Genomic DNA, 12182 nt, shown 5'->3' on the forward strand with positions numbered 1-12182 from the left:
AGTCAATTTTACTACCTTCAAACATTTTCAATTTTGAGTATTGATATGATAATTAATTATTTAGTATAAATACCGGCTTGCGACAGGCAAATGGTTTGGGTTTGACATGGAATCAGGTTGATTTAGATAGGAAGGTCTGTTGGTATCATCCTGATGAAATGAAAGCTGGAAATGTACTGGGTGTTGCTTTGAATGATACTGCTGTTGAAGTATTAAAGCGGCAGATAGGCAAGCATAAGAAATTTGTTTTTGTGAATAAGTGGAATAAACCAATTAGCGGCATTAACAGCCGATATTGGAAGAAGACGTTAGAACTGGCAGAAATAGAAGACTTTATTTGGCACGATTTAAGGCACACTTGGGCAAGTTGGTTAGTTCAGCGGAGAGTGTTGCAAGAAATGGGTGGTTGGAAGACGTTAAGGATGGTGCAGAGATACGCACATTTGGCTCCTGGGCATCTTCATCAACATGCTCAAGTTTTGCACGAGCTTGTCACATTTGACACAAATGGCGCAAGTTAGACACAAATCAGGCACAAACAAAAAAGACAGCCTTACAAATAAGCTGTCAATTAGAAATTTAGAATCTTAGGTTTTTCAATAAATTCAGATATTTATTGGTGCCCGGAGCCGGAATCGAACCGGCACGGCCGGTTTAGGGCCGACGGATTTTAAGTCCGTTGTGTCTACCTATTTCACCACCCGGGCGTAGACAATAAATTGATAGATTGGAGGCGGGGGCGCGGATTTGAACCGGCCTATATAAGGGTTGCACCCCTTATAGCATAAACACTCTGCCACCCCGCCATGAAATGGATGGAGGCGAGAGTCGGAATCGAACCGGCGTAGACGGATTTGCAATCCGCTGCATAACCACTTTGCTATCTCGCCAAATAAACTACTTTGGAGTGTTGGTAGTATTGAAACTGGAGCGGGAAACGAGTCTCGAACTCGCGACCTCAACCTTGGCAAGGTTGCGCTCTACCAACTGAGCTATTCCCGCATATTGAAAAAGAACAATCAACAAGTAATCAGGATGGAGCGGGAAACGAGTCTCGAACTCGCGACCTCAACCTTGGCAAGGTTGCGCTCTACCAACTGAGCTATTCCCGCGTATTCGGATGCATGATTTAATGGAGCGGGAAACGAGTCTCGAACTCGCGACCTCAACCTTGGCAAGGTTGCGCTCTACCAACTGAGCTATTCCCGCTCTGATATTTGTTGCTTCGTATATCGAAGAAGACGCAATTATTATGGATTTAATCGTGTGCGTCAAGTGTTTTGTTTTTATTTTTTTAAAAATTTTATTTGAATTCTTTCCATGCCATTTTCAGGTAGTAGCACATGGACCAGATGGTCAATACAGATGCTATAAACATCAATATGTTACCAATGAGATAGAAAGGGTCGTTATATTTGTCTGTGCCGATAAGTAAAAGGAAGATGGCGATCATTTGGGCAGTGGTTTTGAATTTGCCGATAGTGGCCACTGCAACGCTGCCGCGTTTGCCCATTTGTGCCATCCATTCGCGCAGGGCGGAAATGGTAATTTCTCGGCCAATAATAATCATGGCGAAGATAGCGTATGTTCTGCCAAGGCTGACGAGCAGGAGTAGGGCAACGGCAACCATGAGTTTGTCGGCAACGGGGTCGAGGAATGCGCCAAAGTCGGAGGTTTGTTTCCAGCGACGTGCTAAAAAGCCGTCAAACCAGTCTGTAATAGCTGCAAGTGCAAAGATGATAGCGGCTGTCCAGTTGACGGTTTGTGGTTGAATCCATGTGTTCGGTAAATAGAATAGGATGGTAAACACGGGGATTAATAGGACGCGCATCCAGGTAAGTAAAATAGGTATGTTCCAAGGCATGGTTTGTGACCTTTTGGACGATGTGTCGGATTGTCCATTATAGCTTATTTGCTTACTGGGCTTTTTTGAGTGTTGTTTTTTTGCCGACAAGTAACGTGGGCAAAGGGCTTTGTTATGCGGGTTGTGAAGAAAGTCTGTTAAGGCCGTCTGAAAAATGGGTTGTTGAGGGGTATAAATGTTTTTGGGCAGGTAAGTGGCTGCAAAATAGTGGGCAACGAGGTCGGCCTGCTGCTCAATATTGAGTTGGTTGAAGTGAGGCAAAGGCATGGGATAGGCGTAAGCTTTGCGTTTCCTATATCCGCCTTTGAGCATAATGAATAAACCGGATAACCAAACTTTGTGACCGCGCTGGTGTTGCCAGACGTGTGTAAGCTCATGAATCAGCCAGATTTTGTAGGCGATGCCGGCTTGAGTGAAATCATCAGGGCAGTGTTTGCGCGGGAAATATATATTTCCATTGGGGGCAATGGCGGTATTGGGGTTGGGTAGGAAGGGGATGCCGCGATATATTTTAATGCGGTTGAAGTCTATGCCGTCGGCAAAAACCTGTTTTGCCATACGGACTTCGTTTTCTGTCAGTCTGCGCCAATTGGAAAAAATCATATTTTAAAGAATGATAGAGGGTAAAAGATTTTCAGGCCGTCTGAAAGTTTCAGACGGCCTGAACATGGGATTTATTGTTCTTCTGAAGCGGCTTGTTTGCCGTTGTCGAACAATTTGTCCATAGGCGTCAGATTGACTGCGTTGCCTTGGCTAACTATCCATTTGTTTTCAACACGCCATACGCCTGAGGCATCTTCAACGCGCAGGTACCAATGATTGGTTGGGCGTAAAGGTTTAAAGACGGCTTCGTATTCCATACGGCCGTTTTGTGGCTCGGCTGTTACGGTGCGCAGCTTGACGATTTGGTCGTCAGCTTTGCGTGTAGGGTGCATCAGCAGCAGGTTTAATGACTGTTTGGGATCGAATTGTCCGCTGACGAATACTTTGGCGGCATTCATGTCCGGACTGATTAAAACCTGCACCTGAATCTGCCGTTTAACGGCTTCTTCATCGCGGTGAAGCTGGATTTCGATGTGTTTTCCGTCTTTATAGTAATCGTCGGAAACCAAGTCTGTCGTATGTTCTTTTGCGACGAAGAACATGGAAACGCTGGCGATAACGACAAAGATTGGACCTGCCATCAGCACCCAAGGCCAAGTGTGTTTATACCAAGGCTTAGTGGGATTGGGTTTGGACACCGTTGTTATTCTCCAATAAAGGTTGCTTTTTCATTCAAGACAGTCGGTTCGGCATCAGCGTCATCGGTTTCACGATATGTGAAAGTAAATTCAATCGGCTGGCTGCCTTTTTCGGCGTACTCAGGGATGGTGGATACTTGAACCGGAATGGTTACGGTTTCGCGTGGCGCAATTTTAATACCGTTTTCGGGTAAGCCGGTCAAGGCGATATCATCAAAACCTTTGACTGTGGCAGTAACGGTCTGCTCATGTTCACTCTTATTAATGATGCGCAGGTTGTAGGCATTTTCCAACCAGCCTTGGCTGTTTTCACGTACCATCACGCCGCGGTCTTTCAGAATATCCACTTCGACCATTTTACGGGTGGAAATACCGGTTAAGAAAGCAATAATAACCACAAACAATACTGCACCATAACCTGCAACGCGAGGGCGTTTCAGACGTTTTTTGATGTCGCTTTCAGGGTATTCATGCTCCATTGCACCTTCGGTGGTGTAACGGATCAGGCCGCGCGGATAACCCATTTTGTCCATGATTTCGTCACAAGCATCGACACAGGCTGCACAACCGATACATTGGTATTGCAGACCGTCGCGGATGTCGATACCAACAGGGCAGACTTGTACGCACATGGTGCAGTTGATGCAGTCGCCTAAGCCGCTGTCTTCTTTGTTGGCGGTTTTTTTGCGTGCACCGCGAGGTTCGCCGCGTTCGGTATCGTAGGAAATAATCAGTGTGTCTTTGTCAAACATCGCACTTTGGAAGCGTGCATACGGGCACATATGCAGACACACTTTTTCGCGCATGATGTGGGCAAAAAAGAAGGTCATGAATCCGTAAAACGCTGCGGCAAACATTGCGCCACCGCCTGCTGCTCCGGTGAATAAATCGGGAACAAACTGGCGGATAGGGACAAACCAGCCTGCAAAAGTGATACCTGTCCACGCACAGACAAGGAAAATCAGCAGGTATTTGGTGGCTTTAATACGGATTTTAGTAAAGTTCCAAGGCGATTTTTCCAGTTTTAAACGTTTGTTGCGGTCGCCTTCAACCAAGTTGTCGATCCAAAGCATGATTTCGGTGTAAACCGTTTGCGGGCAAGAGTAGCCGCACCACAAACGACCGGCAATGGTTGTCCACCAAAACAGTCCGAAAGCACAAATCATCAGCAGCAAGGCAAGGTAAATCAAATCGCCCATGCCCAGTGACAGGCCGAAAATGAAAAAATGACGGTCAGGGATATTGAATAAAACTGCCTGACGGTTACTCCAGTTAAACCATGGAATTACGTAAAATACAAACTGGGTCGCCAATACGGCGGCGATACGTAGTTTGGCAAAGCGTCCTTCTGCTTTTTTCGGATGGATGCGTTCGCCTTCGGGATGAATTTGAATTACGCTGGATTTGGGTTTGGAAGGTTTGGGCGGAGTGGCTTTTGCCGTTTTTTCTGTTGAGGGTGTGGCGTTTTCAGCTTGGTTTTCGGGTGACATAATCAGTGTTCCTTAATCGAAGTGCACACAAGCCTTTTGTCATGGTAGTAGTTTGATGCGAATATTTTCAGACGGCCTTTGGAGTGCATATAAAATCATAACATTTGACTCTATGCAAAGCAAAAGCAGGGTTTGCCCTTAACAATAGTTGCGGTACTCCTGTCTCATACAAGGCCGTCTGAAAAGAGCAGTATTCAAAGACTTACGGAATAAGTGTAGGTTTATACTTATAGCGATTTCCTATTTATCCGATAAAAAATTTACAACATACTGTTTCAAAACGAAATAACAGTTAATATCATCTATCCCGTCCGTTTCAGACGGCCTATTGGAAATCATGCCGTCTGACAATGCAAATATCAAAGGCTATTCTTGAAAGCACGGCTGATTCAGGCGATAATCGGCACACTTTTTTCATATTTCCAATCTTGTCCAAGGAAGGTCAAACCATGTCTCAACTGGCAAACGCAATCCGTTTCCTCTCAGTCGATGCCGTACAAAAAGCCAACTCTGGCCACCCGGGTGCGCCTATGGGTATGGCGGAAATGGCGGAAGTATTGTGGACGAAGTTCCTCAATCATAATCCAGCCAACCCGAAATTCTACAACCGCGACCGTTTTGTCCTCTCCAATGGTCATGCTTCCATGATTCTTTACAGCCTGTTGCACCTGACCGGCTACAACGTTTCCATTGATGATCTGAAAAACTTCCGCCAACTGCACAGCAAAACCCCCGGCCATCCTGAATATGGCTACACCGACGGTGTGGAAACCACGACCGGTCCATTGGGACAAGGTATTGCCAACGCTGTGGGCATGGCTTTGGCCGAAAAAATCTTGGCTGCCGAATTCAATAAAGACGGTTTGAATATCGTTGACCACTACACCTACGTTTTCATGGGCGACGGCTGCATGATGGAAGGCGTATCGCATGAAGCCTGCTCGCTTGCCGGTACTTTGGGCTTGGGCAAACTGATTGTTTTATATGATGACAACAATATTTCCATCGATGGTAAAGTGGACGGTTGGTTTACCGAAAATATTCCGCAACGCTTTGAAAGCTACGGCTGGCATGTGATTCCAAATGTAAACGGTCATGACACTGATGCCATTCAGACGGCCATTGAAGCGGCCAAAGCCGAAACCGGCAAACCTTCCCTGATTTGCTGCAAAACCTTAATCGGTAAAGGCAGTGCCAACAAAGAAGGCAGTCACAAAACCCACGGTGCGCCTTTGGGTGCGGATGAGATCGAAGCCACGCGCAAACATTTGGGTTGGGCTTATCCTGCGTTTGAAATCCCTCAAGAAATCTATGCAGCATGGGATGCAAAAGAAAAAGGCGCGAAACTTGAGGCCGAATGGAACGAACTCTTCGCTCAATATCAAGCCAAATATCCTGCCGAAGCTGCAGAATTCGTGCGCCGCATGGATAAAAAACTGCCTGAAAATTTCGACGCTTACATTCAAGCCGCATTGAAAGAAGTGTGTGCCAAAGCAGAAACCATCGCGACCCGTAAAGCCAGCCAAAACAGCATCGAAATCTTGGCAAAAGAGCTGCCTGAATTGGTGGGCGGTTCTGCCGACTTGACCCCGTCCAACCTGACTGACTGGTCAAACAGCGTTTCCGTTACCCGCGAACACGGCGGCAACTATATTCACTACGGCGTGCGTGAATTCGGTATGGGCGCGGTGATGAATGGCCTTACCCTGCATGGCGGTGTTAAACCATTCAGCGCGACTTTCCTGATGTTCAGTGAATACGAGCGTAATGCCTTACGTATGGCTTCGCTGATGAAAATCAACCCTGTATTTGTGTTCACCCACGATTCCATCGGTTTGGGCGAAGACGGTCCGACCCACCAACCTATCGAGCAAACTGCCACTCTGCGCCTGATTCCGAATATGGATGTATGGCGTCCATGCGATACCGTTGAATCTTTGGTAGCGTGGTCTGAAGCCGTTAAAGCGGCCGATCACCCGTCCAGCCTGATTTTCAGCCGTCAAAACCTGAAATTCCAAGCGCGTGATGAGCAACAGCTGAACAACATCAAACGCGGTGCTTACGTAATCAGTGAAGCTAAAGGCAATGCGCAAGCTGTTGTAATTGCTACCGGTTCTGAAGTTGAATTGGCTCTGGAGGCGCAAAAGGTATTGGCAGAACAAGGTATTGCCGTACGCGTTGTTTCCATGCCTTCTACCAATGTATTCGACCGCCAAGATGCTGCCTACAAAGCCGCCGTTCTGCCGGAAGGCTTGCCACGCGTAGCCGTAGAAGCCGGACATGCCGACGGCTGGTATAAATACGTCGGTTTGAACGGCGCAGTGGTCGGTATCAACCGCTTCGGCGAGTCTGCACCTGCTGATTTGCTGTTCAAAGAATTCGGCTTTACCGTAGACAATGTGGTTGCCACTGTTAAATCCGTCTTGTAAATCAGATTTTTGATTGAGATAAAAAGGCCGTCTGAAATTTCAGACGGCCTTTTATTTTTCAACTGGTTAAACAGTTTCTGCTTCAGGTTTGACTTTGTTTTTCTTGAATTTCAACACGGCTTCTTCTTTTGCCGCATCCCAATCTATCAATACAAAGCCGCCTTCGGCGAGTTTGCCGAACAGGAGTTCGTCGGCGAGCAGTTTGCGGATTTTTTCCTGAATCAGGCGGTGCATCGGGCGCGCGCCCATTTGCGGGTCGAAACCTTTTTCCGCCAGATATTTGCGCAATGCCTGAGTGAATTCGGCTTCGACTTTTTTGTCGAGGAGCTGGTGTTCGAGCTGGAGCAGGAATTTGTCCACGATTTTGGCGATGATGGGTTCGGACAAGGGTGCAAACGGGATAATCGCGTCCAAGCGGTTGCGGAACTCGGGTGTGAAGAGTTTGTTGATCGCCTGCATTTCGTCGCCGCGTTCGCGTTTGGCGGTGAAGCCGAGGCTGGGGCGGCTGAGGCTTTCTGCGCCTGCGTTGGTGGTCATAATCAGGATGACGTTGCGGAAGTCAGCACTCTTGCCGTTGTTGTCGGTCAGTTTGCCTGCGTCCATGACTTGTAGGAGGACGTTGAAAATGTCGGGGTGGGCTTTTTCGATTTCATCCAAGAGCAACACGCAATGCGGCTGTTTGTTGACGGCTTCGGTCAAAAGGCCGCCTTGTTCAAAGCCGACATAGCCCGGTGGCGCGCCGATGAGGCGTGATACAGCATGGCGTTCCATGTATTCGGACATATCAAAGCGCTGCAGCGATACGCCCATCGAGTAGGCAAGTTGTTTGGCGACTTCGGTTTTGCCGACGCCGGTCGGGCCGGAGAAGAGGAAACTGCCTATCGGTTTGTCGGGCAGGGCAAGGCCGGAACGCGACATTTTGACGGCGGCAACCAGCGCGTCGATAGCGTTTTCCTGACCGTAAACCATGTTTTTCAAATCGCGGCCGAGGAATTGCAGCACTTGTTTGTCGTCGTGCGACACGGTTTTTTCGGGAATCCGCGCGACTTTGGCGATGACGGTTTCAATTTGCGCTTTACCGATGACTTTTTTCTGTTTGGATTTAGGCAGAATCCGTTGCGCCGCGCCTGCTTCGTCCATTACGTCGATGGCTTTGTCAGGCAGGAAACGTTCGTTGATGTAGCGGGCGGAGAGTTCGGCGGCGGCTTCAAGTGCGCCTTGCGTATAGCGGACTTGGTGGAAATCTTCAAACATCGGTTTCAAGCCGCGCAGGATTTGCACGGTTTCGGAAACGGTAGGTTCGACCACGTCGATTTTTTGGAAACGGCGGCTTAAGGCGTGGTCTTTGTCGAAAATGGTGCGGTATTCGTCGTAAGTGGTCGCGCCGATACAGCGTAATGAACCTTTTGCTAATGCGGGTTTGAGCAGGTTAGACGCGTCCATTGTGCCGCCGCTGGTGCTGCCCGCGCCGATGATGGTGTGGATTTCGTCGATGAATAAAATGGCGTGCGGGATTTTTTCGAGCTGTTTTAAGACGGATTTGACCCGCGCTTCAAAGTCGCCACGGTATTTCGTACCCGCCAAAAGCGAGCCCATATCCAGCGCGTACACTTCGGCATCTTTAAGCGCATCGGGAATGTCGCCGTTGACGATTTGATGTGCCAAGCCTTCCGCCAGTGCGGTTTTGCCTACGCCAGCTTCGCCAACCAAAAGCGGATTATTTTTGCGGCGGCGGCACAGGATTTGTACCAGCCTTTCCATTTCGTGTTTGCGACCAATCAAAGGGTCGATACGGCCGGCTTTGACTTCGTCGTTGAGGTTGACGGTGTAGTCGGAAAGGGAGCCGGTTTTTTGTTCCGCTTCTTCGCCCTCGCGTCCCAGGCCGTCTGAATCATTGCCATCCTCGTCATCGGGTGAGCCATGGGCAATGCAACGCAAGACTTCAAAGCGCGTAATGGATTGCAATTTGAGGAAATAAACGGCATGGCTTTCGGATTCGCTCATCATAGCAACCAAAATATCTAAAGGTTCTACTGCGGCTTTTCCGGCAGACTGGGTATGCACCATCGCCCGTTGGATGACGCGTTGGAAGCCCAATGTCGGCTGGGTTTCGACCGTATCCAGAAGATGATCGGGAATTTGCGGCATATTTTCAGCAACGCTGGCGGCAAGCTGCTCGGACAGGACTTTCAAATCCACACCGCACAGTTTCAAGACGTTCGGCACAGCTGCATCTTCTTCTATCAGCACCAAAAGCAGGTGCTCTAAGCTGATAAACTCATAACGCGCGTTGCGTGCTTCACGGTAGAGCAGTTGCAGGATGTGTTCCAATTCGGGTGAAAGCATGGTTTAAACCTCTTCAACTATACATTTGAGCGGATGCCCTTCAGCTTTGGCACGTTCCATGACCTGATGTTGCTTAGTCTGGGCAATATCGCGCGTGTAGGTGCCGCACAGGCCTTTGCCTTCGTGGTGCACCAGCAGCATGACGGCCACCGCCTGTTCCTGTGCAAGCATAAAGACTTCGGTCAGGATCTCGACGACAAATTCCATGGTGGTGTAATCGTCGTTCAATAAAAATACGCCGTAACGTTTCGGCGGCTGTGTGTTGATATCGCTGAGCAGGGTATCGGATTGGTGGTCGGTATTCGGATGGCTCATAATCTTAGGTTTCAGTTTTCAGACGGCCTGTTTTAGAGTGCAAACCTTTTTCTGTTGTATTTCGGCAATTTTTTTCTATTTTCCCACTTTTTTGAAAACATAGCTTGACGTTTTGTCTTAACAAATGTAAAAAGACGGTTAAGCAGAAGTTGGCACTCAACCGCGTATGCAATACGTGGGAGAAACGCTGAACGTTTTAGTTTTTTGTATGCCTTGTTTTGCTGATTTTGTTAATTTTTAAGTATAGGAAGTTTCTAATGGCAACCGGTATCGTAAAATGGTTTAACGACGCTAAAGGTTTTGGTTTCATCACTCCTGATCAAGGTGGCGAAGATTTGTTCGCTCACTTCTCAGCGATCAACATGGATGGTTTCAAAACCCTGAAAGAAGGTCAACGCGTATCTTTCGACGTAACCACCGGCCCTAAAGGCAAACAAGCTGCTAACATTCAAGCTGCTTAATCAAATGCGCGGCATAAGCCGTATAATCATGGCGGGGTTTCCCGCCATTTTTTATGGGCGTTCGAGTTAAAAATTATGAATCCAAATTCATCTTATCAAAATGCTTTAAACCAGTTGGACGAGCTTATCCGTCATTTCCGCAGCGAAGGCGAGGTCAGCTGCGCCGTTGCCGAGCGTGAAGACCAAATTTTGATCCGCCTTGCCGATTTGAAACTGGATTTGCGTCCTGAAGATGAAAAAGCCATTGCCGATATAGACCGCTTTTACCGTCGCCATGTTTTAAGCGAATAAACGTTTCAAAACCGTTTGCCGTTTTATTTTTTAAGCATGCCTGATAAAATAGGCCGTCTGAAAAGTTTGTAAAGAATCAGCACAATGAGTATTGCCAATAATAAAAAAGCCTTTCACGATTTCTTTATCGAAGACCAAATCGAAGCCGGTATAGTATTGGAGGGATGGGAAGTCAAAGCCATCCGCGCTGCACGCGTGCAATTAAAAGAAAGCTATATCTACTGGAAAAAAGACGCATTCTATTTGGTGGGCTGCCACATTACCGCATTGCCCACTGCCTCGACACACGTCAAACCTGACCCTGTTCGTCCGCGTAAGTTGTTGTTGAAACAATCGGAAATTAATAAGTTAATCGGCAAAACCGAACGCGCCGGTTATACGATTGTGCCCTTAAACCTGCATTACACCCGCGGTAGAATCAAAGTGGAAATCGGTTTGGCCAAGGGTAAGAAACAGCATGACAAACGCCAAAGCCTGAAAGAAGCGGATTGGAAGCGTGAGAAACAACGCTTGATGAAAAACGTACGTTGATTTTTTCAGACGGCCTTTTTATAAAGGCCGTCTGAATATTTATTGTTTGAACATTTTAAAAGGAAAACAGATGAAAACCATGATTTTAGCGGCGGCTTCAGCCGTATTGTTGCTGGGCGCGTGTTCTACTACGGAACAAAGAGTATTGAAACCTGAAGAGCTGACCAGCATCAAACATGTCTGCATCATTCAAAATGCAAAAGTAAGACCGCATGATTTGGATCGTGCTTTGTCCAAAGCTTTGGCAAAACGCGGCATTGGCAGCACGATTGTAACCGCAGACAACCGCGGCAAACTGTATGATTCTTCTTGCCCGTATAATCTGCGTTACAAAACCAAAGGCAATAACGAAATCTTGCGTAAAGGCGTATTTGTGTTGCGAAGCACCAAGTATGCGGTTTCTACGGTCAGCTATTCTTTGAACGATGAAAACCACTTTCGAACCAATCCTGATTTGGTGAAACAGGCTGAAGGCGTTGTCGCCAAATTGTTGGAAAAAAACAGCAAATAAAAGCCAGAATAAAAAACCGGCTTGCCGTGATATGGAGAATATCGGGCAAGCCGGTTTTATTTTCAGACGGCCTTAAATGGATTTGATTTTTTCCCAAAGGGTTTTGACCGTACCTTGATAGTAGGTTTCAGAAGTGCAATAGACTGTTTCTAAAGCACATTGTCCTTGAGAGCCGTATTTTTTGATGCACTGGCTCAAGGCAATTTGATGCACGGTTTTGAAACGTGGGGAGGTAATGGCCACCACGTTTTGAGCAGTTAATTTGCCCATGGCTTTAGGGTAGGCAACCGCGATACAGGTATTGTGCAGTGGGACAACCGTTTTGCAGCCTGTTGCTTGGCCTGCGCCGATACCGGCTAAGGCATCTTGGCCTTTACAGAATGTTTCGAGCTCGGCTGTTGCATCCAGTTGTGTGGCATTTTCTTTGGTGGTTTTGATTTGCAGCGCTTCATTGCTGTCGGCAGGGTTTTGCCACATGGCCAGGTAGCCGTAAGTATCGGCAGCTAGGGCGGCAGGAGTCAGTGCGCAAAGGATAAGTGTCATTAGTGTTTTTTTCATGTTTGTTCCCTGTTTGTTGGGTATTTGTTGTTATTATAAAGCAAAAGTACTTATTTGATATAAATTTGCTTTTAAAATGAATATTTGAGTGTGGCAGATAGATTATAGGCCGAGACCTTTGCAAAATTCCCCAAAATCCCCTAAA

General features: G+C 47.4%; 11 protein-coding genes, 6 tRNA genes and 1 pseudogene. 6 read left to right on the plus strand and 12 right to left on the minus strand.

All coding sequences use genetic code 11. The annotated features are described in order from the left end of the window. Positions 1-56: 56 nt before the first annotated feature. Positions 57-591: pseudogene (locus HMPREF3139_RS04835) on the plus strand (site-specific integrase); the annotation flags it as partial. Positions 592-617: 26 nt separating this feature from the next. On the opposite strand, the gene HMPREF3139_RS04840 reads toward HMPREF3139_RS04835, so the two are convergent. From HMPREF3139_RS04840 to ccoG, 9 genes are all read right to left on the minus strand, one after another. Next, positions 618-707 (minus strand) — tRNA-Leu (locus HMPREF3139_RS04840). A 21-nt stretch (positions 708-728) separates the two neighbouring features. Beyond that, positions 729-806 (minus strand) — tRNA-Cys (locus tag HMPREF3139_RS11020). 10 nt (positions 807-816) lie between these two features. Further along, positions 817-890: transfer RNA gene (locus HMPREF3139_RS04845), tRNA-Cys, on the minus strand. 36 nt (positions 891-926) lie between these two features. Beyond that, positions 927-1002, minus strand: a tRNA-Gly gene (locus HMPREF3139_RS04850). 34 nt (positions 1003-1036) lie between these two features. Further along, positions 1037-1112: transfer RNA gene (locus HMPREF3139_RS04855), tRNA-Gly, on the minus strand. A gap of 21 nt (positions 1113-1133) precedes the next feature. Next, a tRNA-Gly gene (locus tag HMPREF3139_RS04860) sits at positions 1134-1209 on the minus strand. A 94-nt stretch (positions 1210-1303) separates the two neighbouring features. Next, on the minus strand, positions 1304-1864 hold the full coding sequence (gene pgsA / locus HMPREF3139_RS04865; protein WP_003679552.1) for a CDP-diacylglycerol--glycerol-3-phosphate 3-phosphatidyltransferase: 561 nt from the start codon (positions 1862-1864) through the stop codon (positions 1304-1306). A 674-nt stretch (positions 1865-2538) separates the two neighbouring features. After that, positions 2539-3105, minus strand: coding sequence for a FixH family protein (locus HMPREF3139_RS04870; protein ID WP_083290046.1), 567 nt, complete (start codon positions 3103-3105; stop codon positions 2539-2541). Positions 3106-3110: 5 nt separating this feature from the next. After that, positions 3111-4595, minus strand: a complete 1485-nt coding sequence (ccoG, locus tag HMPREF3139_RS04875; protein ID WP_070460945.1) for a cytochrome c oxidase accessory protein CcoG — start codon at positions 4593-4595, stop codon at positions 3111-3113. Positions 4596-5044: 449 nt separating this feature from the next. Between ccoG and tkt the strand changes: the two genes are divergently transcribed. Then, positions 5045-7024, plus strand: a complete 1980-nt coding sequence (tkt, locus tag HMPREF3139_RS04880) for a transketolase (RefSeq protein ID WP_070460946.1) — start codon at positions 5045-5047, stop codon at positions 7022-7024. A 66-nt stretch (positions 7025-7090) separates the two neighbouring features. Here tkt and clpA read toward each other — a convergent pair whose 3' ends face one another. Both clpA and clpS read right to left on the minus strand, forming a co-directional pair. Continuing rightward, entirely contained in the window at positions 7091-9370 is a 2280-nt protein-coding gene (clpA, locus tag HMPREF3139_RS04885) for an ATP-dependent Clp protease ATP-binding subunit ClpA (protein ID WP_070460947.1), read from the minus strand. 3 nt (positions 9371-9373) lie between these two features. Beyond that, positions 9374-9685, minus strand: a complete 312-nt coding sequence (gene clpS, locus HMPREF3139_RS04890; protein ID WP_070460948.1) for an ATP-dependent Clp protease adapter ClpS — start codon at positions 9683-9685, stop codon at positions 9374-9376. A gap of 257 nt (positions 9686-9942) precedes the next feature. On the opposite strand from clpS, the gene HMPREF3139_RS04895 reads away from it, so the two are divergent. The 4 genes from HMPREF3139_RS04895 (at position 9943) to HMPREF3139_RS04910 (ending at position 11479) form a co-directional block, all read left to right on the plus strand. Continuing rightward, positions 9943-10146, plus strand: a complete 204-nt coding sequence (locus HMPREF3139_RS04895; protein ID WP_070460950.1) for a cold-shock protein — start codon at positions 9943-9945, stop codon at positions 10144-10146. Positions 10147-10221: 75 nt separating this feature from the next. After that, a complete protein-coding gene (locus tag HMPREF3139_RS04900) occupies positions 10222-10437 on the plus strand; it encodes a hypothetical protein (RefSeq protein ID WP_003746135.1) in 216 nt (71 codons plus the stop codon). Positions 10438-10521: 84 nt separating this feature from the next. After that, positions 10522-10968: an SsrA-binding protein SmpB gene (gene smpB / locus HMPREF3139_RS04905; protein WP_003679566.1), complete on the plus strand. Its 447-nt coding sequence runs from the start codon at positions 10522-10524 to the stop codon at positions 10966-10968. A 70-nt stretch (positions 10969-11038) separates the two neighbouring features. Further along, the gene (locus HMPREF3139_RS04910) at positions 11039-11479 is read left to right on the plus strand and encodes a hypothetical protein (protein ID WP_003682952.1); all 441 of its coding nucleotides are present in this window, start codon (positions 11039-11041) and stop codon (positions 11477-11479) included. Positions 11480-11551: 72 nt separating this feature from the next. Here the strand turns inward: HMPREF3139_RS04910 and HMPREF3139_RS04915 are convergent, their stop codons facing one another. Then, positions 11552-12037, minus strand: coding sequence for a DUF4189 domain-containing protein (locus HMPREF3139_RS04915; protein ID WP_070460952.1), 486 nt, complete (start codon positions 12035-12037; stop codon positions 11552-11554). Positions 12038-12182 lie beyond the last annotated feature (145 nt).

It is taken from the genome of Neisseria sp. HMSC15G01, assembly GCF_001808255.1.
Taxonomy (GTDB): domain Bacteria; phylum Pseudomonadota; class Gammaproteobacteria; order Burkholderiales; family Neisseriaceae; genus Neisseria; species Neisseria subflava_A.

Excerpts from the sequence above, each read along its gene's own strand:
- HMPREF3139_RS04900 (WP_003746135.1), top strand. The coding sequence starts at position 10,222 with ATGAATCCAAATTCATCTTATCAAAATGCTTTAAACCAGTTGGACGAG.
- clpS (WP_070460948.1), bottom strand. The coding sequence starts at position 9,685 with ATGAGCCATCCGAATACCGACCACCAATCCGATACCCTGCTCAGCGAT.
- tkt (WP_070460946.1), top strand. The coding sequence starts at position 5,045 with ATGTCTCAACTGGCAAACGCAATCCGTTTCCTCTCAGTCGATGCCGTA.
- HMPREF3139_RS04915 (WP_070460952.1), bottom strand. The coding sequence starts at position 12,037 with ATGAAAAAAACACTAATGACACTTATCCTTTGCGCACTGACTCCTGCC.
- pgsA (WP_003679552.1), bottom strand. The coding sequence starts at position 1,864 with ATGCCTTGGAACATACCTATTTTACTTACCTGGATGCGCGTCCTATTA.
- HMPREF3139_RS04895 (WP_070460950.1), top strand. The coding sequence starts at position 9,943 with ATGGCAACCGGTATCGTAAAATGGTTTAACGACGCTAAAGGTTTTGGT.
- clpA (WP_070460947.1), bottom strand. The coding sequence starts at position 9,370 with ATGCTTTCACCCGAATTGGAACACATCCTGCAACTGCTCTACCGTGAA.
- ccoG (WP_070460945.1), bottom strand. The coding sequence starts at position 4,595 with ATGTCACCCGAAAACCAAGCTGAAAACGCCACACCCTCAACAGAAAAA.
- smpB (WP_003679566.1), top strand. The coding sequence starts at position 10,522 with ATGAGTATTGCCAATAATAAAAAAGCCTTTCACGATTTCTTTATCGAA.
- HMPREF3139_RS04910 (WP_003682952.1), top strand. The coding sequence starts at position 11,039 with ATGAAAACCATGATTTTAGCGGCGGCTTCAGCCGTATTGTTGCTGGGC.